General features: G+C 36.2%; 22 protein-coding genes and 1 tRNA gene. 17 read left to right on the top strand and 6 right to left on the bottom strand.

The window, feature by feature from the left end; translation table 11 throughout:
- Window positions 1-28: 28 nt before the first annotated feature.
- Window positions 29-979, bottom strand: coding sequence for a 4-hydroxy-3-methylbut-2-enyl diphosphate reductase (locus tag JFU23_RS09415; protein ID WP_002015175.1), 951 nt, complete (start codon window positions 977-979; stop codon window positions 29-31).
- An 89-nt stretch (window positions 980-1,068) separates the two neighbouring features.
- Complete coding sequence (gene vrrA / locus JFU23_RS09410) at window positions 1,069-1,782, bottom strand: VrrA/YqfQ family protein (protein ID WP_063218892.1); 714 nt, start codon at window positions 1,780-1,782, stop codon at window positions 1,069-1,071.
- 179 nt (window positions 1,783-1,961) lie between these two features.
- Here vrrA and JFU23_RS09405 point away from each other — a divergent pair, with 179 nt between their 5' ends.
- Together JFU23_RS09405 and JFU23_RS09400 are read left to right on the top strand one after the other, a co-directional pair.
- Window positions 1,962-3,272 carry a DEAD/DEAH box helicase gene (locus JFU23_RS09405; protein WP_002015172.1) on the top strand — a complete coding sequence of 437 codons (1,311 nt, stop codon included), beginning with the start codon at window positions 1,962-1,964 and terminating at the stop codon, window positions 3,270-3,272.
- Window positions 3,273-3,523: 251 nt separating this feature from the next.
- Window positions 3,524-4,420: a deoxyribonuclease IV gene (locus JFU23_RS09400; RefSeq protein WP_201031793.1), complete on the top strand. Its 897-nt coding sequence runs from the start codon at window positions 3,524-3,526 to the stop codon at window positions 4,418-4,420.
- 19 nt (window positions 4,421-4,439) lie between these two features.
- Here JFU23_RS09400 and JFU23_RS09395 read toward each other — a convergent pair whose 3' ends face one another.
- Entirely contained in the window at window positions 4,440-4,694 is a 255-nt protein-coding gene (locus JFU23_RS09395) for a DUF2624 domain-containing protein (RefSeq protein ID WP_002088657.1), read from the bottom strand.
- A 151-nt stretch (window positions 4,695-4,845) separates the two neighbouring features.
- Here JFU23_RS09395 and JFU23_RS09390 point away from each other — a divergent pair, with 151 nt between their 5' ends.
- The 4 genes from JFU23_RS09390 to JFU23_RS09375 all read left to right on the top strand — a co-directional run bounded on the left by JFU23_RS09390 (window position 4,846) and on the right by JFU23_RS09375 (window position 7,935).
- Window positions 4,846-5,724 (top strand): YitT family protein, encoded by an 879-nt coding sequence (locus JFU23_RS09390; RefSeq protein WP_002015168.1) that lies wholly within the window; start codon window positions 4,846-4,848, stop codon window positions 5,722-5,724.
- Window positions 5,725-5,904: 180 nt separating this feature from the next.
- Window positions 5,905-6,675 (top strand): metal ABC transporter ATP-binding protein, encoded by a 771-nt coding sequence (locus tag JFU23_RS09385; protein ID WP_002015167.1) that lies wholly within the window; start codon window positions 5,905-5,907, stop codon window positions 6,673-6,675.
- Window positions 6,675-7,508 (top strand): metal ABC transporter permease, encoded by an 834-nt coding sequence (locus tag JFU23_RS09380; RefSeq protein ID WP_201031792.1) that lies wholly within the window; start codon window positions 6,675-6,677, stop codon window positions 7,506-7,508. Before JFU23_RS09385 ends, JFU23_RS09380 begins: the two co-directional genes overlap by 1 nt.
- Before the next feature lie 13 nt (window positions 7,509-7,521).
- Window positions 7,522-7,935, top strand: coding sequence for a Fur family transcriptional regulator (locus tag JFU23_RS09375; RefSeq protein ID WP_002015164.1), 414 nt, complete (start codon window positions 7,522-7,524; stop codon window positions 7,933-7,935).
- A gap of 84 nt (window positions 7,936-8,019) precedes the next feature.
- On the opposite strand, the gene ispG is transcribed toward JFU23_RS09375, so the two are convergent.
- The 3 genes from ispG to JFU23_RS09360 all read right to left on the bottom strand — a co-directional run bounded on the left by ispG (window position 8,020) and on the right by JFU23_RS09360 (window position 10,499).
- A complete protein-coding gene (ispG, locus tag JFU23_RS09370) occupies window positions 8,020-9,135 on the bottom strand; it encodes a flavodoxin-dependent (E)-4-hydroxy-3-methylbut-2-enyl-diphosphate synthase (protein WP_131798918.1) in 1,116 nt (371 codons plus the stop codon).
- A 165-nt stretch (window positions 9,136-9,300) separates the two neighbouring features.
- Window positions 9,301-9,666, bottom strand: coding sequence for a hypothetical protein (locus JFU23_RS09365; RefSeq protein ID WP_002129120.1), 366 nt, complete (start codon window positions 9,664-9,666; stop codon window positions 9,301-9,303).
- Window positions 9,667-9,731: 65 nt separating this feature from the next.
- On the bottom strand, window positions 9,732-10,499 hold the full coding sequence (locus JFU23_RS09360; RefSeq protein ID WP_002129119.1) for a DUF1189 domain-containing protein: 768 nt from the start codon (window positions 10,497-10,499) through the stop codon (window positions 9,732-9,734).
- A gap of 19 nt (window positions 10,500-10,518) precedes the next feature.
- On the opposite strand from JFU23_RS09360, the gene JFU23_RS30230 reads away from it, so the two are divergent.
- From JFU23_RS30230 to JFU23_RS09310, 11 genes are all read left to right on the top strand, one after another.
- Complete coding sequence (locus JFU23_RS30230) at window positions 10,519-10,710, top strand: hypothetical protein (RefSeq protein ID WP_002034057.1); 192 nt, start codon at window positions 10,519-10,521, stop codon at window positions 10,708-10,710.
- A 28-nt stretch (window positions 10,711-10,738) separates the two neighbouring features.
- Window positions 10,739-10,812: transfer RNA gene (locus JFU23_RS09355), tRNA-Ile, on the top strand.
- 220 nt (window positions 10,813-11,032) lie between these two features.
- On the top strand, window positions 11,033-11,644 hold the full coding sequence (sodA, locus tag JFU23_RS09350) for a superoxide dismutase [Mn] (protein ID WP_001052029.1): 612 nt from the start codon (window positions 11,033-11,035) through the stop codon (window positions 11,642-11,644).
- 122 nt (window positions 11,645-11,766) lie between these two features.
- The gene (locus JFU23_RS09345) at window positions 11,767-13,044 is read left to right on the top strand and encodes an MFS transporter (protein ID WP_201031791.1); all 1,278 of its coding nucleotides are present in this window, start codon (window positions 11,767-11,769) and stop codon (window positions 13,042-13,044) included.
- Between the two features lie 109 nt (window positions 13,045-13,153).
- Complete coding sequence (locus JFU23_RS09340) at window positions 13,154-15,280, top strand: peptidoglycan D,D-transpeptidase FtsI family protein (RefSeq protein ID WP_201031790.1); 2,127 nt, start codon at window positions 13,154-13,156, stop codon at window positions 15,278-15,280.
- A gap of 521 nt (window positions 15,281-15,801) precedes the next feature.
- Window positions 15,802-16,719, top strand: coding sequence for a PstS family phosphate ABC transporter substrate-binding protein (locus JFU23_RS09335; RefSeq protein WP_063218895.1), 918 nt, complete (start codon window positions 15,802-15,804; stop codon window positions 16,717-16,719).
- Window positions 16,720-16,746: 27 nt separating this feature from the next.
- The gene (gene pstC / locus JFU23_RS09330) at window positions 16,747-17,697 is read left to right on the top strand and encodes a phosphate ABC transporter permease subunit PstC (RefSeq protein WP_002088646.1); all 951 of its coding nucleotides are present in this window, start codon (window positions 16,747-16,749) and stop codon (window positions 17,695-17,697) included.
- Window position 17,698: 1 nt separating this feature from the next.
- Window positions 17,699-18,565, top strand: a complete 867-nt coding sequence (gene pstA / locus JFU23_RS09325; RefSeq protein WP_002088645.1) for a phosphate ABC transporter permease PstA — start codon at window positions 17,699-17,701, stop codon at window positions 18,563-18,565.
- 28 nt (window positions 18,566-18,593) lie between these two features.
- A complete protein-coding gene (gene pstB, locus JFU23_RS09320) occupies window positions 18,594-19,409 on the top strand; it encodes a phosphate ABC transporter ATP-binding protein (protein WP_002088644.1) in 816 nt (271 codons plus the stop codon).
- A gap of 161 nt (window positions 19,410-19,570) precedes the next feature.
- Window positions 19,571-20,227 (top strand): phosphate signaling complex protein PhoU, encoded by a 657-nt coding sequence (gene phoU / locus JFU23_RS09315; protein WP_002015145.1) that lies wholly within the window; start codon window positions 19,571-19,573, stop codon window positions 20,225-20,227.
- A gap of 345 nt (window positions 20,228-20,572) precedes the next feature.
- Entirely contained in the window at window positions 20,573-22,927 is a 2,355-nt protein-coding gene (locus tag JFU23_RS09310; protein ID WP_002088642.1) for a sugar phosphate nucleotidyltransferase, read from the top strand.
- Window positions 22,928-22,956 lie beyond the last annotated feature (29 nt).

Here is a 22,956-nt window from a genome sequence, read left to right as displayed (position 1 = left end):
CCGTTGCTCATGTAGGCAACGGTTTTTATTATTGTTCTTTTTTCACTTTTACACGAGGTAGTATCTTTTGAAGTGGTACTTTTCGAATTCTGTCCCATGTAGCTGGATTCATTGGGTCATATTGATCTAAGAAAGCAATAACTTCTTTTGTAATTGGCGTTGGAGTAGAAGCACCTGCTGTAACAGCTACGTTTTCTACACCTTGTAGCCATTCTAATTGGATTTCACTTACGTCTGCAACGCGGTATGCTGTCGTACCAGCGATTTCTTGTGATACTTGTGCTAAACGGTTTGAGTTGTTACTTTTCGGATCACCGACAACAATTGTTAAATCTGCAACATCAGCTTGTTTAGCGACAGCTTCTTGGCGAACTTGAGTTGCTAAACAAATTTCCTTGTGGAATTCTGCTGTTGGGAATTTTTTCTGAATGTCCTCCATTAAATGTTGAACATCCCATTGACTCATTGTTGTTTGATTCGTAACTAAAATTTTATCCGTTGGAATTTCTAGTGTTTTTAAATCATCAGCTTTTTCGATAAGATGAACGATATCAGGTGCGATACCAACTGCGCCTTCTGGTTCTGGATGATTTTTTTTGCCGATATAAATGACATGGTATCCTTCAGCTTTCTTTGCTTCGATAAGGTCATGTGTTTTTGTAACATCTGGACAAGTTGCATCAATTGTCGTTAAACCTTTTTCTTTTGCACGTTGTTTAACTTCTGGAGAAACACCGTGTGCAGTGAAAATAACAGTACCAGAATCGATTTTATCTAAAATTTCTAATCGACTTGGACCGTCTAATGTAATGATGCCATCCTCTTCGAAAGCATCTGTGACATGCTTATTGTGAACAATCATACCTAAAATATAAATGGGTCTCGGTAATGATTTATCTAATGCGGCATTACGTGCAATAACCATTGCGTCAACAACACCATAGCAATAACCACGAGGGGAAATTTTAACAATCTTCATGTGAGTAATCCTCTCCTTCTAAACAAGGGATACTTTTGTGCATAGTCCATTACATTATAAAGGAGGAGTGGATAGAAAACAAAGGATTGTTACACATATAGTTTTGGTTTTGTTACTGATTGTTGAACGGGTTCTTTCGGAACCTCTTTTTCTATTACCGGTTCAAGCACTATTTTTTTTCGTTTCCTTTTTGGAGGTGGAGGAGGTGGAGTTGCTACCTCAACCTGTTCTGTTGCATCTTCAGTTTGATTTTCTTCCGTACTTTTTCCAGAGGTGAGGATTTTAACAATGCTTGGTAGACTACGCATAATGGGACCGTACTGTTCGACAACAGGACCGACAGATTGCACGACTTGAGATACTTTTTCGATATTATTTATCATATTAGTTGGGTTCGAAATTAAATTTGAAAAAAAACTACCGATGCCGCTGCTAGATGCCGCTGCAGTTGTAGCTGACGCAGCACCACGTGTATCATTTGATTCATACATTTGAGGTGGTATCATCTGCTCTGGATATTGCTGCATGTATGGCTGATATTGTTGTGTATATTGTTGTTGGTATGGCTGTTGCTGTTGATATTGGGGCGGCGGTTGTTGGTGCATCATCGGTGGCCCTTCCATTTGTCGATAAGGAGGGACCATTTGCATGAAAGGTTCGGTTGGATCGTGTTTTTTAAAGAGTTTAGCAAGGAAACCTTTCTTTTTTTGAGCCATCGGTGGTAGTTGTGGAATCGGATATGGTGTGTAAGATTGTTGTCCTCGATTCGGATACATTTGTCTTATAGGGGATTTCGGAAACATGTGGGAAATCCTCCTTTCTTCAGTTAGGTATATACACATACAATATGCAATGGAAGGAAAGAAGGTTAGTTTTTGAGATAAAAACCTAAACTAAAGATGGATTTTACTTGTAGATTTCGATATAATGTAGACTTGACTGATTTGTGCGCAGTAGAAATTTTAGAAAGAAGGTGTAACTTATGACACTACAAACTTTTACACAGTATGATTTTAAACCATTTTTAATAGATGCAGTTCGTGAACTACGCTTTACAGAGCCAACAGGAATTCAAAAGAAAATTTTCCCGGTCGTGAAAAAAGGTGTGAGTATAATTGGACAATCCCAAACTGGTTCTGGGAAAACACATGCATACTTACTTCCTACATTAAACAGAATTGATGCAAGTCGTGAAGAGGTACAACTTGTTATTACAGCGCCTACTCGTGAGTTAGCACAACAAATTTACGAAGAAATTGTGAAACTAACAAAGTTCTGTGCAGAAGATCAAATGATTACAGCACGCTGTTTAATTGGTGGAACTGATAAACAACGATCAATTGAAAAGTTGAAAAAACAACCTCATATTGTAGTTGGAACGCCAGGGCGTATTAAAGATTTAGTAGAAGAAAAGGCGCTATTTGTTTATAAAGCGGATACTATTATTGTCGATGAAGCGGACTTAATGCTTGATATGGGATTCATTCAAGATGTAGATAAAATTGCGGCACGTATGCCTAAAAATCTGCAAATGTTAGTTTTCTCTGCAACAATTCCTCAAAAATTAAAACCATTTTTGAAGAAATATATGGAGAATCCAGAACATATTCATATTAATCCGAAGCAAGTTGCAGCAGGAAATATTGATCATTACCTTGTGCCTTCAAGACACCGTAATAAAACTGAATTAGTGAAAAATATGCTACTTCAATTTAAACCATATTTAGCAATTGTCTTTACAAACACAAAGAAGAAGGCTGACGAAGTAGCCGATGGATTAGCAGAACGTGGATTAAAAGTAGGGCGTATACACGGTGATTTATCACCACGTGATCGTAGAAAAATGATGAAACAAGTTCGTGATTTAGAGTTCCAATACATTGTCGCAACAGATTTGGCGGCACGCGGTATTGATATTGAAGGAATTAGCCATGTTATTAACTATGAACTTCCACCAGATTTAGATTTCTTCGTTCACCGTGTTGGAAGAACTGCACGTGCGGGTCATTCAGGTATTGCAGTGACGATTTATGATCCAGCAAATGAAGAAGCGTTAGATAGTTTGGAAAAACAACGTCATATCGAGTTTAAACATGTAGATTTACGCGGAGATGAATGGGCGGATTTAGGTGACCGTCGTCGTCGTAAGAGCCGTAAAAAACCAAGTGATGGACTAGATGTTATGGCAACAAAAGTTGTTAAGAAGCCGAAAAAAGTAAAACCAAACTATAAACGAAAACTTGCAACAGAACGTGACAAAGTGAAGAAAAAATATAGCAATAAAAAAAGATAAGGGATTTCCCTTATCTTTTTTTTATCTCACTGCTTGAGAGAAAGTCGATTAATGTAGACTAATAATTAGTGAGGGGTAGAAAAAACGTTGACTAAAGTTTCGCTTTATTGGGTTAATTTAAGTATAGAGTTCAGATTGTTTGAATAGTCCGTTTAATTTATGTAGTGCCTTTTGTGTGAACAAACAATTCGCTACATATTTCTACAAATTATGCTATCATTATATCTATTGTATATTGAAGAGGTGATTGTATGTTAAAGATTGGATCTCATGTTTCTATGAGTGGTAAGAAAATGTTATTAGCAGCAAGTGAAGAGGCTGTTTCATACGGTGCAACGACGTTTATGATTTATACAGGTGCACCGCAAAATACACGAAGAAAACCAATTGAAGAATTGAACATAGAAGCGGGAAGAAAAAATATGGAACTAAACGGTATTGAGGAAATTATCGTACATGCGCCATATATTATTAATCTTGGGAATACGACGAAACCTGAGACGTTCCAATTAGGTGTAGACTTCCTTCGCATGGAAATTGAAAGAACATCGGCATTAGGTGTAGCGAAACAAATCGTTCTTCACCCAGGTGCGCACGTTGGTGCAGGAGCGGATGCTGGTATTCAACAAATTATTAAAGGGCTTAATGAAGTATTAACGCCAGAGCAGACGGTTAACATTGCGTTAGAAACGATGGCAGGAAAAGGAACGGAATGCGGTCGTAGCTTTGAAGAAATTGCGAAAATTATTGATGGTGTGAAATATAATGAAAAACTATCTGTATGTTTTGATACGTGTCATACGCATGATGCAGGTTATGACCTTGTAAATGATTTTGACGGTGTGTTAAACGAATTTGATAAAATTGTTGGGATAAATCGTTTACAAGTACTTCATATTAACGATAGCAAAAATGTACGCGGAGCTGGAAAAGACCGTCATGAGAATATTGGTTTTGGTCATATTGGTTATAAGGCATTGCATCACATTGTGCATCACCCACAACTTACGCACGTACCAAAAATTCTTGAAACACCGTATGTAGGTGAAGATAAAAAAGATAAGAAGCCACCATATAAATTAGAAATCGAAATGCTGAAAAATGGTACTTTTGATGAAGGAATTCTTGAAAAAATTAAAGCACAATAAGGAGGGGATTTTCCCCTCCTTATTTTAATAGCTGCTGAAATAAAATATTTACTTGTTGGGCAGTGGCAGGAGTAGTTACTTTAGCGATTTGTTTTAACAAATCTAGTCGCTCGGTATTATCGTAAATGTTAATGTTTTTCCCTTTCATAAGTAAAACGATTTTATCAGCTTGTGCAGTTGTGATTGGAACTTCGTATTCTTTACTATATTTCAATAGTTCTTTTGTAGAAATATGATTTAATTTTTTGTTCACAATTTGTTTAATGAGGTTCATCGTGTTGTCCTCCTTCACACGTTCTTCTATCGAAATATATGTACGCATAGCTTGTACATATTCGTATCAAGGTGCATTTTTTCAATGGGGAAAAGAAGCTTATGTTATAATATAAGAACAAAACTATAGATAAAGACTATAAGGAGGACTTATGGAAAAAAAGCAACATCGAAAAGAAAGTGTTATTCATCTTGTATATCGTTTAGTTATGATTGTCTTTGGGGCAGCGTGTGCGGCGGTAGCGATTGAACTGTTTTTAATGCCAAATAAAATTATTGATGGTGGAATTATTGGTATTTCTCTTATATTAGATTATCTTACTCCTAATATTTGGTGGTTAAGCTTTTCTACTTTAGTTGTTATCCTCAACATTCCTTTTATGTACTCCGGGTATAAGCAAATTGGAAAAACATTCATGTTATCTTCAGCATTTGGAATTGTAGCTTTAGCATTTATTGAATCAACGTTGCATGCTATCCCGCCATTTACAACAGAGCCGATTTTAGCAACAGTTTTCGGCGGTCTTATTTTAGGGATTGGTGTAGGACTTGTTATTCGTCATGGTGGATCGTTAGACGGGACCGAGATTATGGGAATTCTATTAACGAAGAAATTACCGTTTTCTGTTGGTGAATTCGTAATGTTTGTGAACTTATTCATTTTTGCATGGGCAGCATTTGTTTTTGGTGTCGAACAAGCGATGTATTCTGTTATGACGTACTATATCGCATTCAAAACAATTGATACGGTAATTCAAGGATTAGACGAAACGAAAGCAGTTTTAATAGTATCGGATCAATATGAGGAAGTATCAAATGCGATTTTACACCGCCTTGGTCGTGGAACAACAAAACTTGTTGCTAAAGGTGGCTATACAGATAAAGAAAAAGAAGTTATTTATGCAGTTGTAACACGTCTGGAAGTGACGAAGTTAAAATCAATTGTGCATGAAATTGATGAAAACGCATTTGTTACGATTATGAATACACAAGAGACAAATGGTGGTAAGTTTAAATCAGCAATTCACTAAAAAGTTAATTGTAATATCTTTTGAAAGCAGAGAATTATTCTCTGCTTTTTGTTATAATAATAAGGTTTCTTGAAATAAAGAATATATTTTAGGCAGATTGGTTTACAACTATAATAAGCTGTACTATAATTCAAATAGAGATAAATCGGAATCATTCTGAATTAAAATAGGTGAGATGCTATGAATAATATATTGGAAATAGAAGGATTAACGTTTCGGTATGAAGATCGCAACGTGTTAGAAGATATTAATTTGCAAGTTCCGAAGGGAGCTTTTTTAGGTTTAGTTGGACCGAATGGTTCAGGGAAATCGACTTTACTTAAATGCTTATTGGGTGTTTTAAAACCAAAGCAAGGAAGTATTAGATTGTTTGGCATTGATAGTAAGAAATTTAAAGAGTGGAATAAAGTTGGTTATGTATCCCAAAAGGCAAGTAGCTTTAACTCAGGTTTCCCGGCAACTGTTTTCGAGGTTGTTTCAATGGGGCTCGTTTCGAAAAAAGGGCTTTTTCGCTTTTTTACGAAAGACGATAATGCGAAAGTAGAAAAAGCGATTGCTGATGTAGGTATGAGCGAATTTCGAGGTCGCAACATTGGAGAACTTTCTGGTGGACAACAACAGCGTGTATTTATTGCTCGTGCACTTGTAAGTGATCCGGAATTGCTTATTTTGGACGAGCCTACTGTTGGGATTGATGTGAAGAATGTGGCAAGTTTTTATGAGATACTAGAGGATTTAAACAAAAGATTGGGAATTACGTTAATTCTTGTTACGCACGATATGGGTGCTGTAACAGAGAAGGTGACGCATGTTGCATGTTTGAATCAGCATTTACATTTCCATGGGAATGTAGAGAAATTCCGAGAGTTAGAAGATGCAGAAATGTCGATTTTATATGGACATCATGTTCATCGCTTAGAACATGAACATGGGCATCACGGGAGGATATAATGATACAGGATTTTTTACAATATGATTTTTTACGTAATTCCTTATACGCTGGTATTTTAATAGGGCTTGTCGCACCACTTATCGGCGTGTTCGTTGTAATTCGCCGCATGTCGCTTATTGCGGATGCATTAAGTCATGTGACGTTATCAGGAATTGCAGCGAGTTTATTACTTGAAAAGACAATCTTTACCGGTGGGTTTTTAAACCCTTTATATATGGGGATGTTTTTTTCAATTGGTGGAGCATTGCTAATTGAAAAATTACGTACTGTATATAAACATTATCAAGAGTTAGCAATCCCGATTATACTTTCAGCAGGGATGGGGATTGGAGTTATCTTCATCTCACTTGCTAATGGATTCAATACGGATTTATTTAGTTATTTATTTGGTAGTGTAAGTGCTGTAACAAGTGCGGATTTAATTATTATTAGTATAGTAGCAATTGTTGTTATTGCGACGATTGTTTTATTATACAAAGAGTTGTTTTTACTATCATTTGATGAGGAATACGCTGTATCAACCGGTTTAAGTGCAAAGTGGATTCACTTTATCTTCATTATATTAGTTGCTCTTGTAATTGCGGTATCAATGCGTGTTGTAGGTGTTCTTCTCGTATCATCTTTAATGACGTTACCAGTTGCAGCAAGTATTCGTATTGCAAAAGGATTTAAACAAACAATTTTCTTTTCCATTTTATTTGGTGAAATTGCAGTAATTGGTGGAATGTTTGCTTCGTATCAACTTGATTTAGCTCCAGGTGGTACAATTGTTATGATAGCGGTTCTTATTTTAATTGGTGCAATTTTATGGAAGAAGAAAAAAACTGCATAAAGTAGGGATAGGTATGAATCTAACAGAAGCTTTACGCCTAATGAAGGAAAAGGGATACAAACATACAGGGAAAAGGGAAGAGATGCTGAGATTATTCGCAGCTCATAATCGTTATTTAACTGCGAAAGATGTTTTAGAGCATATGAAGGGTGATTATCCAGGACTTAGTTTTGATACGATTTATCGTAACTTAACGGTTTTTGCTGAAGTCGGTGTTTTAGAGCAAACGGAATTAAATGGTGAAAAGCATTTCCGTTTTACATGCTCCATTATGGAACATCATCATCATTTCATTTGTTTAGATTGTGGTGGTACGAAAGAGATTAATTCCTGCCCGATGGATTTTATGAATAAAGATTTTAAAGGTTATGAGGTAACGGGGCATAAGTTCGAAATATATGGTCGTTGCCCAAAATGTGCAAAATGAGAGGGCTCGTCAGTTATATAACTGACGAGTTTTTAATTTGAATGTAAAAAAAGGTTGCTCACAAAAATTGTGGCAACCTTCTTTTTATTGTTCTTGTTTTTCTTTTTCTTTTTCTTTTTCTTTTTCTCGTTCGGCAGCCATTTCAGCAGCGATTACATCAATTTCTTTTTTCAGTTCTTCTACCATTGTTTCTTCTGGTACTTTACGAACGACTTGCCCTTTACGGAATAATAAACCTTCTCCGCGTGCACCGGCAATACCGATGTCAGCTTCACGAGCTTCACCAGGACCGTTTACGGCACAGCCGAGTACTGCAACCTTAATTGGAACTTTAAGTGTAGAGATGTATTCTTCGACTTCATTAGCAATGCTAATTAGGTCGATTTCAATACGACCACAAGTTGGACAAGAAATAAGTGTTGCGGCATTAGATGCAAGACCGAATGATTTTAATAGTTCACGTGCAACTTTTACTTCTTCAACTGGATCAGCGCTTAAAGAGATACGAAGTGTATTTCCGATGCCTTTACTTAAAATTGCTCCAAGACCGGCGGCGCTTTTTACAGTCCCAGCAAACAATGTTCCTGATTCTGTAATACCTAAATGTAATGGATAATCAAAAGCGCGAGCAGCTTTTTCGTATGCTTCAATTGCTAAGTTAACATCAGAGGCTTTCATTGATACGATAATATCGTGGAAATCTAAGTCCTCTAAAATTTTAATATGGTGCAGTGCGCTCTCGACCATACCATCAGCAGTTGGATATCCATACTTTTCTAAAATATGACGTTCTAATGAGCCGGCATTTACACCGATACGGATTGGAATGCCACGCTCTTTCGCTGCATTTACAACAGCTTCTACTTTATGGCGACGTCCAATGTTACCTGGATTGATACGTACTTTATCAATGCCACCTTCAATTGCTTTTAAAGCAAGGCGATAATCAAAATGAATATCAGCAACAAGTGGAATGTTGATTTGTTTTTTAATATCAGCAATAGCATTTGCTGCGCGTTCGTCTGGAACAGCAACACGAACAACTTGACAGCCAGCTTCTTCTAAACGTTTAATTTCAGCAACTGTAGCCTCAACATCATGCGTTTTTGTTGTCGTCATACTTTGTATAATTAATTCATTGTTACCGCCAATTGTTAAATTACCGACTTTAACTGGACGTGTTTTTGTGCGTTGAGTCATTTCATTCACGAATTGATCGCTCTCCTTATAAAAGAAGTTTCTTATTTTAGTCCCTTACATCAATGATAGTATGTGTGAGAAAGGGCTATAGAAACCAAAGTACTCGGTTTCACTTTTACTATTGTATCAGCGCCTTTATGTAATTGACAAGGATTAAGTGATTGCTTATTGATATAAGGGGAATTTATAAGACTTTCCAACTTGGATTTTTGTAGCAGATGTATTTTTATTTAATTGCTTAAAATCATCAATTACTTTTTCAATAGAAGGAATTTTTTTCTTATTAATCGCTTCTGTAATAGAAAGAACTGTATCGCCAGTTTTTACTTCGATTGCTTTATAAGCTGTATCCGTTTCTTTTTCTGTTTCTTTCTCTTTATTTTGTTTTGTATCTGTATTTTCTTTTTTTATCGTTTGGGCAGCAGATGTTTTTTTGTATGAACTTAACATCGGTAAAGTACCGATTTTTATGTCGTAATAAAATATATAACCGAGGACAAGCACGAATAAGAGTACACCTAATCTCTTCATATCCTTCACTCCTTTGCTAGGAATATATGCTTGTCCAAAAAAAAAATGCCTATTTAGGCATTTTTTTATAGTTCTTGTTTTTCTTTCGGCTTTGGAACTTCTTTAATTGTTAAGTATAGAACGATTAAAACAACTGCAATGTAAATGAATGTTGCGCCAGGTACGTTTATTTTGCATAAATCCATAATCATAAAGAAGATTGTTGGAATTGTGTAGCTGTAAGCAGTTAATGTCCAAACTTGTTTATAAGATAATTTGCGTTGACCGCTCATCGCAGAACCGATGAAGGCAAGCAATGTAACTCCTACAAAGGTAATAAATAATTGGAACAAGTACAGTAAGAACCCAATAACGAATAATAAGATTGGATAAATACTGTCAAATAACGAAATGAAATCTTGTAAATCTTTTTTCTCAAGAGATGCGCCTAATAAGTCATTATAGGAGTATGTTTGTGTTTGACCATTCCCCATGGAGACTACTTTATCTTTTAAAACAAATAAACCTGTTTTATTTTGATATTTTTCTAAGTCTGTTGAATTTGGATCAAATACGAAAAGGGCATTTCCATCTTCTTTTTCGATAGGTTGATCAATATCAGCTGTTAGCTCGCCATTTTCAATTTTAAAATCAGGTAAATCTTTTTCGATTACTTTATTTACCATGTTAACACCATCTTGAATAACGCTACCGTACAAGAAAGTTCTTGGAATAGTAGTGATTAGGCAAAGAAGCATAATATACAAAATGGTTTTACCGATTTTTTGAAAACGGAAAAGCGCCATATCTTTAGGCGAATATACGCTTTTTGCTAGCTGTTTAAAAATGGACATAGATTCACTTCCTTTATGTATGTATAAAATCATTGTAACGTACGAATCTAGAGAAGCTCAAGATATATTATATTTACATATAGTAGAGAGGACTAAATTCCTTCTTATTAATTTACTTCTTTTAGTAGAGAAAAATACAATTGACACTTTTCTTTCGTATATGGTAAATTTATCTTACATTTTTCAAACGATATATCCGATTGGAATTTAGTTATTTTTAATGGTACATATATAATCGTGGACCCTTAGCTCAGTTGGTTAGAGCAGACGGCTCATAACCGTCCGGTCGTAGGTTCGAGTCCTACAGGGTCCATATCCATTTCATATGTTTATTATGTCAGCAGGAAGCTTCCTTGTAGAAGGAAGCTTTTTTTCGGAATATATGAGCATTTTAATTGAAAAGAAGTGGGAATTTTGCTACTTTAATGATAGCAAGACAAAGCGATTTATTTGTTTGCACCCTATGGCAATTAGGGTAGAATGAAGTTGTATGTCACTTAAGTGACAATACATAAACCGGGAGGAATATAACAATGGCAAAACACGAATTACCAAATTTACCTTATGCGTATGATGCTTTAGAACCTCACTTTGATAAAGAAACAATGAACATCCATCATACAAAACATCACAACACGTATATTACAAACTTAAACGCTGCTTTAGAAGGTCATGCAGAATTAGCTGACAAAAGCGTTGAAGAATTAGTTGCAAACTTAAACGAAGTACCTGAAGCAATCCGTACAGCAGTACGTAACAATGGTGGCGGACATGCTAACCATACATTCTTCTGGACAATCCTATCTCCAAACGGTGGGGGACAACCAGTAGGCGAACTTGCAACTGCGATTGAAGCGAAATTCGGTAGCTTCGATGCATTCAAAGCAGAATTCGCAAAAGCTGGCGCAACTCGCTTCGGTTCTGGTTGGGCTTGGTTAGTAGTAAACAATGGTGAGTTAGAAGTAACAAGCACTCCAAACCAAGATTCTCCTCTAACTGAAGGTAAAACTCCAGTTATCGGTTTAGATGTTTGGGAGCATGCTTACTACTTAAATTACCAAAACCGTCGTCCTGACTACATCGGTGCATTCTGGAACGTTGTAGATTGGAACGTTGCTGAAAAACTTTACCAAGAAGCAAAATAATTAAAGTTAATACAGCTAGAAAAAAGCTAGGGGGTTTTCTCCTAGCTTTTTTCTATGTTCTCCTTTTACATAATTGAGCTTGTCTTTGGAAGACTAGAACATGAAGTAAAGGAGAGTTGTGTATGAAGTGGAAACATGTAATCGGTGATGTTGAAGTGAATCGGGATTTAGTATTATTGCTCGTTATAGGAGGTTTATACACGCTCGCAATTTCTTTATCGAATACGTTTGTAAACATTTATTTATGGAAGCAAACACAAAATTATGTGAATCTGGGCTTGTATAATTTGGCCAGCGTTGTATTGCAGCCTCTAACATTTCTTGTGGGCGGGAAATTAGCGAAACGTATTGATCGCTCGATTTTATTGAGAATCGGTGTAGGCACGTTAGCTGTTTTTTTTATCGTCGTTTTAGTAGCGGGAAAAAGTGCATCTCACTATATTTTATTAATGGGAGCCCTTTTAGGAGTTGGTTATGGTTTTTATTGGCTCGCTTTTAACTTGTTAACATTTGAGATTACAGAACCAGAAACAAGAGATTTTTTTAACGGTTTTCTAGGACTTCTTACATCGTTCTCTGGAATGATTGGACCGATAGCAGCAGGATATACAATTTCACGTATGGAAAAATGGAGTGGTTATACTATCGTTTTCTTCCTCTCGTTAATGCTATTTGCGGTTGCAGTCGTTCTAAGCTTTTTTTTATCGAAGAGGGAATGTGAAGGACGCTATGAAATTGTGCAAGTATTGAAAGAGCGGCAAGTTGATGAAAACTGGGGAAGAATTACGCGCGCTCATTTCTTCCAAGGTTTGAGAGAGGGAACGTTTATTTTCGTTATTTCGGTATATGTCTATTTAGCATCTGGTAGCGAGTTAGCACTAGGGAAATATAGTTTAGTGAATTCTGCAGTATCATTTGTATGCTATTATTTAGTTGCTCGTATGTTAAAGAAAGAATGGCGAAAAAAAGCAATTTTACTTGGTGGCATTATTTTATATGCGGTCGTATTTTTAGTTATTTTTAATGTTACATATACGAAATTACTTATTTATGCAGCATGTATTGCGGTTGCATATCCGATTTTACTCGTTCCGTACGGCTCAATGACATACGATGTAATTGGTAGAGCAAAACAGGCGAGAGAATGGCGTGTAGAATATATAGTGGTCAGGGAATTATGGTTAAATGCCGGAAGAATTTGTTCCATTTTAAGTTTTTTATGTGCTGTCATATTTTTTCCGCCTGAAAAAAGTTTACCTTTCTTACTATGTATTTTAGGAGCTGGACATTTTCTTATTTATTTTGCAGTTAAAAATGTCAAATATGATGAGGGGAATGTGAACAAAACCAGTGTTGTAGCGCAAGGAAGCACGCAGAATCAAACTGAACCAGAAGGTTAACTTATCGCGTGTTTTATGCTAGAATAGAAAAAGATGTAAGACAGCAGTGAGGGCACCTTTATGAAGGTGTCCCTTTCACATTACATAGCTGTTGGTAGAGGGGGTTTGTATGAGCAAGAAGCAGAAACAACAAAAGAAAAAGACCCACGTTCCTTTTCGGTTAAACGTGTTGTTTTTTTGCGTGTTTTTAATGTTCTCCGCGGTTATTGTAAGGCTTGGATACGTACAAATTGTTCGTGGTGAGGAATATAAAAATGAAGTTGAGAAAAAAGAAAACTCAACGATAAGTAATCCTGTACCACGCGGGAAAATATTTGATCGTAATGGAGAAGCGGTCGTAGATAATGAGCCTATTCGTACAATTACATTTACAAAAATGAAGGGATCAACTGCAGCAGATCGCTTAGAGACGGCGAAAAAGTTAGCAGATTTAATTGAAGTCCCAACAGATAAGTTAACAGATCGCGATAAGAAAGATTATTGGCTTGCTTTACATAAAGAAGAAGCAGAAGCAAAAATCACAAAAAAAGATCGTGAAGAGTTTAAAGTGAATAAAATTGACGATAAAGAACTAGATGAACGTCAACGAAATCGTGTAACAGAAGAAGAGATTAATCAATTGTCAGCAAAAGATTTAGAAATATTGGCGATCAAAAGCAAGATGGAAAGCGGATATGCAATGACGCCGCAAATCGTTAAAAAAAATGCAACACCGGAAGAATACGCGATTATTAGTGAAAATTTAGCGAAATTACCAGGTGTAGATACAAATGTTGACTGGGAGCGAAAATATAAGTATGACGATATGTTCCGAAGTGTACTTGGTGGTGTAACTTCTTCTGATGAAGGGTTACCGAGAGAAAGATTAGATCACTATCTTGTTCGTGATTATAATCGTAACGATCGCGTAGGAAAAAGTTACCTTGAGCAACAGTACGAAGATAGTTTACACGGCACAAAAGCTGAAGTTAGAAATGTTACAGATAAAGACGGTAATATTTTAGAAACTATTAATGTGTCACAAGGACAACGAGGTAACGATCTGAATTTAACGATTGATATGAAATTACAAAAGCGCGTAGAAGAAATTCTTACAAAAAACTTAATGAGTTTTAAAGGGAGCGAACCTCTTTTAGACCGTGCATTCGTTGTAATGATGAACCCGAAAAATGGTGAAGTTTTATCTATGGCGGGGAAACAATTAGTGAACAAAGACGGCGAAACGAAAGTAGAGGATTTTGCATTAGGAACGATGACAAGTTCTTATCCGATGGGTTCAACTGTAAAAGGTGCGACAGTACTTACGGGGTATCAAACTGGTGCGATTCAACCTGGATCTGTACAGTTAGATGAACCAATTAAATTAAAAGGGACACCTACGAAGTCATCTTGGAAACAGATGGGGTATATTAATGACCTTACAGCGTTAAAACAGTCTTCAAACGTTTATATGTTTAAAACAGCGATGAATATCGCTGGGGTTCCATATGTACGAGGCGGTACGTTAGATATTCCGAAAAGTGCGTTCGATACTATGCGTTACTATTTTGGTCAGTTTGGACTTGGTGTGAAAACAGGCATTGATTTGCCAAATGAAACTGCTGGTCAAATAGGTAAAGGAAATCAACCAGGTTTCTTATTAGATTTATCAATCGGGCAGTATGATACGTATACACCGCTTCAATTAGCGCAATATATTTCGACGATTGCAAATGGTGGATACCGTATGCAACCACAAGTTGTAAAGGAAATTCGTCAGCCATCGGCGAAGCCAGAGGAAGTTGGAAAAGTGGTTCAATCCATGGAACCGAAAGTATTAAATCGTGTTGATATGCCTGAATCACAAATTAAACGTGTTCAAGAAGGATTTAGACAAGTGTTTAACGATACAGGTGGTACAGCTACAAAATACTTTGCAGGTGCACCATATAAAGCCGCTGGGAAAACAGGTACAGCTCAAACTGTATATGGCGGAGATAAAGAGATTGGTAGAAATGCAAAGGGTGAGCGTGTTGAAACATATAACTTAACATTAGTAGGTTATGCCCCGCTCGAAGATCCAGAAGTAGCATTTTCTGTTGTTGTGCCATGGGTACATGATGATAAAACAGGGATTAATGGATATATCAGTCGTGAAATAATGGACGCTTACTTTGATTTGAAAAAACAAGCATTAACTGGTGAAGCTCCGCAAGATGAAAAAGCGAAAAAAAATAAAAATCAAGATGATGAATAAAAAAGTTGTAAAAAAAGCACACTATCTGAAAAGATAGTGTGCTTTTTTTTATGCCTTACGCATATGGTTTAGTAAATGTGGACAAGCATAAAATATTGAAAAAAACATGTAGTTTCAAAAACGATGAACACAACAAGATTAGTGCATACGCTCTAAGTTTGTTGTGTGTGATAGGCGATAGCAGTTTTATCCCGCGTTTGAGGGCGGTAAAACTCCCACCTCAAAATTCAGCTGGAGCAAAGAAGTTAGGTGGGAGCCCTGCTGCCCGTAAACGCCCGATTGGTGAAGGCTAATAATCAGTGGGGATGAACAAAACCCCCACTGATTAAAGTTTCGCTTTATGGATGATTAGAAAATTTCCTGCATCTAAAGTACAAAAGTGAAAATAAAGTATGTGTATACAGTTGTTTTTGTGGGACTTTACAAAACTTTTACAAATAATTAAAACCGAATTAATAGTTTAGCAGTATTCTTATATCTGTAATCCTGTTATTTCCGGTTACTTCTAGGAGGAAGAACACGTGAAATGGATGAGCGCATCGATTAAAGTTTTGACATTATCGACATGTTTCCTTTGTTTTAATATGTCTACTGCATTCGCTACAAATGAAATGGGAGAAGTGAGAGTTGATGGATCCTCAACGGTTTTCCCCATTATAGAGGCAGTAGCAGAGGAATATACAAAGGCCCATCCAAACGTGAAAATTTCTATTAGTATTTCTGGGACAGGGGGAGGATTTAATCGTTTCAGTAAAGGAGAAGTAGATATAAACAATGCTTCGAGATTGATGAAACCGGTAGAAGAAAATGCAATGCAGAAAAAATCCATTCAATTTACACCATTTGAGGTTGCTTATGACGGTCTAACGATTGTTGTGAATCGTCAAAATACGTGGGTAAACAATATGACGATAGACGAGTTACGTCTATTATGGAGTGAAAATGGAAGATTGAAACGATGGTCACAAATTCATTCATCATGGCCTCGTGAACAAGTTAAATTTTATGCGCCAGGCGTAGACTCTGGTACTTATGATTATTTCCAAAATGTTGTCTTACAAAATAATCGCCTTGTAAAAACGGTTTCTTTGTCTGAAGACGATCAAGTTATTATGCAAGGGGTTATGAATGATAGAAATGCCATTGCTTTTGTAGGATATGCTTATTATATGGCCAATCGAGATAAGGTAAAAGCAATACAGGTGGATGGTGTATTTCCAACGAAAGAGACCATTCAGTCGGGTACGTATAAGCCATTATCTAGACCGCTATTTACGTATGTGAATCATGCATCTATCAGAAATAAAATTAATGTAGCAAATTATATGGAGTTTATGATTAAGCATGTTGGAAGCCTTGCTGAAGAGGTCGGATATGTAAAATTACCAAAAGAAAAATATAATGAACAGCTGCGAATGTTAACAGAAATAAAAAGGTAATGTCAGGGTGGAAAGGGGTTTTCATCTTTGGCTCATAATGACAAAAGTCAAATTACATTTTCTGTACAACATTTGATTGAGAGAAATACAAATAGAAGAAAAAAAACGCAACGAATCAATCGAATTGTTCCGTTAATACTAAAAGCTATTGCTAGCGTTTCCATTGTAACGACACTTGGAATTATTATTACGTTGGCAAATGAAACAATCATGTTTTTTCAAAAGATATCATTGTATTCTTTTTTGACAGAGAAGGAATGGTTACCTTTTTTTGAAGATCCAAAATTCGGTATATTACCACTTATATGTGGAACAATCCTTGTAACAGCAATTGCCATGTTCGTAGCAATTCCTATTGGTTTAGGTTGTGCCGTGTTTTTAAGCGAATACGCTTCGAATGGCGCTCGGAAAATATTAAAACCGTTGTTAGAGCTACTAGCAGGCATCCCGACAATTGTATATGGTTTTTTCGCGTTAACAGTTGTCACACCACTTTTACAACGAGTTATACCAGATTTGCAGTTTTTTAATGCTATTAGTCCAGGTATTGTTATAGGGTTTATGATGATACCGACGATTGCGTCTCTCTCTGAAGATGCGATGAGAGCTGTAGCGAAAGGAATTAAAGAAGCCTCATTAGCGCTAGGAGCAACTCGTTTTGAGATGGTAAAACAAGTGGTGTTTCCATCGGCTTTTACGGGCATAATGGCAGCGATTATATTAGCAGCTTCCAGGGCAATTGGTGAAACGATGATTGTTGTTATTGCAGCTGGATCAACACCTAATGTATCGATAGATCCGACTCATTCTATTCAAACATTAACAGCCTATATTGTACAAGTGAGTTTAGGTGATGCTCCGCACGGAACGATTACTTATTACAGCATGTATGCTGTAGGTGCAACGTTATTTATGTTTACTTTTATTATGAATATCATTTCGCAATATATTATGCGCCGTTTTAGGAGGTTGACATAATATGCGAATGTTAAACCATAAGAACATACAAGAAAATATGGCATCGCGTTTTTTAAAGGATCGGATTTACAAGTGTTTGTTTTATATAGCAATTTTGTTTTCGGTAGTAATACTTTTTATATTGCTTTTTCAAATTTTTGAAAAAGGTATAAGTTATCTTTCAATAGATTTCTTTACAAACTTCGCCTCACGTAATCCGAGAGAAGCTGGGATTGTCGCTGCTTTGTCAGGAACAATACTATTTATGAGCATTGTTATACCAGTCTCTTTTATATTTGGAGTCGGGACAGCTCTTTATTTAGAGCATTATGCGAAGGAGTCCGTTTTTAAAAAGTTAATTGAATTAAATAATCAAACATTAGCAGGGGTACCTTCCGTTGTGTTTGGTTTACTCGGGTTAACTATTTTCGTATACGCTCTCCATTTGGGAGAGAGCATAATGGCAGCGGCACTGACGATGAGTTTACTCGTCTTACCAACTGTTGTTGTAGCTAGTCAAGAAGCGATTAGAACTGTGCCGAGCTCATTACTAGAGGCTTCTTACGGATTAGGTGCTACGAAATGGCAAACGATGTATCAAATTGTATTGCCAGTCGCTTTGCCAGGGATTGTAACGGGATGTACGTTAGCGGTATCGAGAGCAATTGGTGAGGCAGCACCATTATTAGTTATTGGGGCACTTGCCTTTGCAAATTATGTTCCGTTCAGTATGTTTGATAGATTTACGGTTTTACCAATTCAAATTTTTAATTGGATGAGTAGACCACAAGAAGAATTTCAGTATGTAGCAGCAGCTGGGATGATTGTTTTGCTAGGATTGTTGCTCTTTATAAATATATTTGTCTTATGGTTACGAAATCGAAAATAAGTTGGAAGTGGATGAAAGGGGAATTCAAATGGTAGCAACAGTAGTAAATGTACAGGTGAAAAATGAGAAAAAGATTGAGACAGCACCAAAAAAAATAGTATTTGATACGAAAAATTTAAATTTATGGTACGGAGAAGACCATGCTTTAAAAGATATCAACTTAAGTATTCATGAGAATGAAGTAACAGCGATTATCGGTCCAAGTGGTTGTGGGAAATCAACATACTTAAAAACGCTAAATCGTATGGTAGAGTTAGTGCCTATCGTTCGAACTACGGGCGTTATCGAATATAGAGAACGAAACATATTTGATAAATCATATCCAGTTGAAGAATTACGTACGCATGTGGGTATGGTGTTCCAAAAGCCAAATCCATTCCCAAAATCTATTTATGAAAATGTAGCATATGGTCCGAAAATCCATGGTGTTCGTGACAAAAAAACACTTGATGAAATTGTTGAAAATAGCTTGCGCGGCGCAGCTATTTGGGATGAGTTAAAAGATCGTTTGCATGATAATGCATACGGTTTATCTGGTGGTCAGCAACAACGTCTATGCATCGCACGCTGCTTAGCGATTGAGCCAGACGTAATTTTAATGGATGAGCCAACATCGGCGCTAGATCCAATTTCAACATCAAAAGTAGAAGAATTAATTCAGGAGTTAAAGAAAGATTTTAGTATTGTTATCGTGACGCACAACATGCAACAAGCAGCACGAATTTCAGATAAAACTGCTTTCTTCTTAAGTGGAGAAGTTGTGGAATATACAGATACGAACAAATTATTTACAACACCTGCAGATAAGCGTACAGAAGACTACATTACAGGACGATTTGGTTGATATCGCTAGCAAGGCTAAGAGTAAATGCCCTCTTAACAGAGGGCATTTCTCATTTTAAATAGGGGAGTAATATTTCTCTTTTCTCAAGGCTTAATAAACGTACAAGAGGCTGGGTAGGGGATTTATATATAATGGCACATAATATTGAGGGGGAAGAAATGATGGTAAGAGAACAGTTTCAATGTGATTTAAAAACGTTACAGCAAAAGGTGATCGAGCTTGGTGAGTTAGCAAGTGGAGCTTTATTGATTGCTATGGAAGGTCTTCACAACAGGGATGTAGAGAAAGCGTTAGAAGTCATTGATGGGGATTATCGCATGGATAATTTAGAAGAGGAAATAAATGACCTTGCGCTTATGCTTATTACAAAGCAGCAGCCTGTAGCAAGTGATTTAAGAAGAATTTTCATTTCAATTAAAACAGCGACAGATTTAGAACGTATTGCAGACCATGCTGTTAATATTGCGAAATCAACAATTCGTCTTGGTGAAAAAGAAGTGGTTGTTAGTTTACATAATCTTGAGGAAATGTTTGAGATTGCTCATAAGATGTTAAATTTAGCATTAGAAGCATATGAGCAAGAAAATTTAACTTTTGCTAAACAAATTGCTGAAATGGATGATTCAGTTGATGAAATTTATGGGAAGGCGATTCGTGAATTTATTTCATCTATCCCTGGACAACCAGAAGCGATTACACAAATTACACAACTATCCTTTGTTGCAAGATATATTGAGCGTGTAGCAGACCATGTTACAAATATTGCCGAGAATGTATTTTATGTAGTAAAAGGAAAGCATTATTTATTGAATGAGTAGGGGGAAAAGTAGGTGATGAGAAATCACCTGCTTTTTTTAGTCAAAACATGACAAAAAAAGCTCGTTGTTTCCTTTAGTCTATGATGATAAGATGTATCATAATTAATGGAAAAATAAGTACATATATGTTAGTTACGTGTTATTAATTATTTTACCAAGTTAATGGTAAGCGCTTTCTTTTTGGTGGGAGTTAAAAGGTACATTTATTTATAAAGTGAGGCTTTAATTAGTGGGGCTGTCTCTCGCTGATTGTTAGATCGTACCAAACCGGACTTTTACTGCAGTTAATGTGGGGTAAATGATATACGGAGTTCTTGAACATTATATAAGTGGAGGCTGAAGTATATGAAGGGGGTTATTTTAGCTGGAGGAAAAGGGAGACGCCTTAGACCATTAACATGTAATACTCCAAAACCGATGTTACCATTGTTAGAAAAACCAGTTCTTGAATATAATATTGAATTATTACGTCAGCATGGTATTCGTGAAATTGCAATTACAGTTCAATATATGAGTACTGCCATTAAGCAATACTTTGGTGATGGTAGTAAGTGGGGAGTTAACTTGTATTATTTTGAAGATTCTCCTCCGCTTGGAACAGCAGGGAGTATTAAGCAAGCGGAAAGTTTTTTAGATGAAACATTTGTTGTTATTAGTGGGGATGCACTAACTGACTTTCAATTATCAGAAGGAATTGCATTTCATGAACAGAAGAAGAGAATGGTAACGATGTTTGTGAAAGAAGTAGAAAATCCACTCTCATTTGGCTTAGTTGTAATGAATAAAGAACAAGAAATTATACGATATATAGAAAAGCCGAGCTGGAATGAGGTAGTTTCTAATATTGTGAATACAGGTATTTATATAATGGAGCCAGAAATCTTTTCTTACATACCATCCATGGAATTTTCGGATTTCAGTCATGATGTGTTTCCTTTATTGGCAAATAAAAATGCTTTATTTGCATATTTATCAGAAGACTATTGGCTAGATATTGGTACATTTGATCAATATCGGCAAGCTCAATTCGATTTGTTGACGAAAAAGTTGAAGGTGCCTATTCCATATACAGAAGTATTACCGATGGTGTGGATGGGAGAAGGTGTAACGATAGGAAAAGGGACGAAAATTCATGGCCCTTCTTTTATTGGAGAAGGAGCAATGATTGGTGCAGGGGCTGTAATTGAACCGTACTCTATTATCGGGAAAAATAGTATCGTTTCAAGTTATTCTCATTTGCAAAAAAGCATCATTTTTGCAAATTCTCATATAGGAAAAAATTGTGAGTTGTTAGAAACAACAATAGGAGATCATACAATGGTCGAAGATGATGTTACACTTTTTCAAAAAAGTATTGTAGCGGATCATTGTCATATAGGGAAAAGTACAGTAATTAAGCAAAAAGGAAAAATATGGCCATATAAGGAGATAGATAGTCATTCGATAGTAGGTTCTGCCGGTGTTAAAGAGAGTGAAAAGAGTGCAGGATGGTTACAAAAAAGCCGAATTGTAGGAAGGGGTAATGTTGAAATTACTCCTCAATTTATTGTGAAAGTTGCAATGGCTTATGGATCTCTTTTTGCCAAAGGGGAGAGTATATTGATTGGAAGTCAGGAAAATATAGAAACAACTTCCTTTAAAAATTTATTCCTCCATGCCATTCATGGCAGCGGGATTCATACGATGGAATGTAAAGAAATGAATGAGTCGCTTTTTCAGTATGCCATTCATAATTTGCAATGTGCAGGTGGAGTTTTCGTTCAAGTGGAAAGCGAAAGAGGGATTGTTATACAACTGTATGGCAAGGAGGGCTCGTTTTTAACGTATAAGCAGCAAAAAGAGATAGAACAAGTATATATGTCTGAGTCGTTTTATTACGCTTCTGAGAAAGAACTGGGGCGAAATAAGCTAGTTCACGTTTCTGCAAATAATTATGTAGAAGCTGTGTTAGAGCGTATTGATATTGAAACGATACAAAAACAGAAGTTTCATCTTCTTATTAATAAGAGAAATGATATGTTACAACATTTACTTATGATTTTTTTGCAAAGGCTCGGATGCACAGTTACATGGATTTATGCGGGCGAACAAAAGCATCATGTGAAAGCCTTGATGAAATCAAGTAAAGCAAATATGGCACTTATGTTTTCAGAGCAAGGAAATTATTTCGAGTTATATGATAATCATAGTAATATTTACCAGGGAACAGATTTTGAAGAGGTAGATATTCCAGATTTATTACTTGAATCGGCAGGAAATATTTACCCGATGTCTTTGAAATTAGGAGAATGTTACCTTCTATTTTATACGCAGGATGAAAAAAAGTCGTTTCAAGCGAGATGGAAGCGAGATATTTTATATCGAATTGGAAAATTATTCGAGCTAATAGCATTGCAGGGAAAAACATTTCTCAGCATAGTAGAGCAATCACCTCCGCTCTATCTACTTTGTGATGAAGTTGTATGTTCATGGAATGAAAAAGGGAAAGTAATGAGGAAATTATTGGCTGATATGGAAAGAAAGGAAGAAGGTATATTTGAAGGAGTACAGTTCAAATATACCGAAAAAGAGTGGTCTTATATCGTTTCTGACACAAAACAACCGAAATTTTTAGTGTATTCGCATGCTAGAAACCCAGTAATAGCAAGGGAAAACATGAAAAATCTTATAGAAAAAATTAGACAATATCAAAAGGTGTAGAATTTTTATTTTAAAAGTGGTATTATAGT

It is taken from the genome of Bacillus sp. TH50, assembly GCF_016650565.1.
Lineage (GTDB): Bacteria > Bacillota > Bacilli > Bacillales > Bacillaceae_G > Bacillus_A > Bacillus_A mycoides.
The sequence above is the reverse complement of the archived record's forward strand: the minus strand, read 5'-3'. Positions and strand labels throughout refer to the sequence as shown.

Excerpts from the sequence above, each read along its gene's own strand:
- pstA (WP_002088645.1), top strand. The coding sequence starts at position 17,699 with ATGCGAATGTTAAACCATAAGAACATACAAGAAAATATGGCATCGCGT.
- JFU23_RS09360 (WP_002129119.1), bottom strand. The coding sequence starts at position 10,499 with ATGTCCATTTTTAAACAGCTAGCAAAAAGCGTATATTCGCCTAAAGAT.
- JFU23_RS09375 (WP_002015164.1), top strand. The coding sequence starts at position 7,522 with ATGAATCTAACAGAAGCTTTACGCCTAATGAAGGAAAAGGGATACAAA.
- JFU23_RS30230 (WP_002034057.1), top strand. The coding sequence starts at position 10,519 with ATGTATAAAATCATTGTAACGTACGAATCTAGAGAAGCTCAAGATATA.
- JFU23_RS09365 (WP_002129120.1), bottom strand. The coding sequence starts at position 9,666 with ATGAAGAGATTAGGTGTACTCTTATTCGTGCTTGTCCTCGGTTATATA.
- JFU23_RS09380 (WP_201031792.1), top strand. The coding sequence starts at position 6,675 with ATGATACAGGATTTTTTACAATATGATTTTTTACGTAATTCCTTATAC.
- JFU23_RS09345 (WP_201031791.1), top strand. The coding sequence starts at position 11,767 with ATGAAGTGGAAACATGTAATCGGTGATGTTGAAGTGAATCGGGATTTA.
- JFU23_RS09395 (WP_002088657.1), bottom strand. The coding sequence starts at position 4,694 with ATGAACCTCATTAAACAAATTGTGAACAAAAAATTAAATCATATTTCT.
- JFU23_RS09310 (WP_002088642.1), top strand. The coding sequence starts at position 20,573 with ATGAAGGGGGTTATTTTAGCTGGAGGAAAAGGGAGACGCCTTAGACCA.
- phoU (WP_002015145.1), top strand. The coding sequence starts at position 19,571 with ATGGTAAGAGAACAGTTTCAATGTGATTTAAAAACGTTACAGCAAAAG.
- JFU23_RS09400 (WP_201031793.1), top strand. The coding sequence starts at position 3,524 with ATGTTAAAGATTGGATCTCATGTTTCTATGAGTGGTAAGAAAATGTTA.
- sodA (WP_001052029.1), top strand. The coding sequence starts at position 11,033 with ATGGCAAAACACGAATTACCAAATTTACCTTATGCGTATGATGCTTTA.
- ispG (WP_131798918.1), bottom strand. The coding sequence starts at position 9,135 with ATGACTCAACGCACAAAAACACGTCCAGTTAAAGTCGGTAATTTAACA.
- JFU23_RS09385 (WP_002015167.1), top strand. The coding sequence starts at position 5,905 with ATGAATAATATATTGGAAATAGAAGGATTAACGTTTCGGTATGAAGAT.
- JFU23_RS09340 (WP_201031790.1), top strand. The coding sequence starts at position 13,154 with ATGAGCAAGAAGCAGAAACAACAAAAGAAAAAGACCCACGTTCCTTTT.
- pstB (WP_002088644.1), top strand. The coding sequence starts at position 18,594 with ATGGTAGCAACAGTAGTAAATGTACAGGTGAAAAATGAGAAAAAGATT.
- vrrA (WP_063218892.1), bottom strand. The coding sequence starts at position 1,782 with ATGTTTCCGAAATCCCCTATAAGACAAATGTATCCGAATCGAGGACAA.
- JFU23_RS09405 (WP_002015172.1), top strand. The coding sequence starts at position 1,962 with ATGACACTACAAACTTTTACACAGTATGATTTTAAACCATTTTTAATA.
- JFU23_RS09390 (WP_002015168.1), top strand. The coding sequence starts at position 4,846 with ATGGAAAAAAAGCAACATCGAAAAGAAAGTGTTATTCATCTTGTATAT.
- JFU23_RS09415 (WP_002015175.1), bottom strand. The coding sequence starts at position 979 with ATGAAGATTGTTAAAATTTCCCCTCGTGGTTATTGCTATGGTGTTGTT.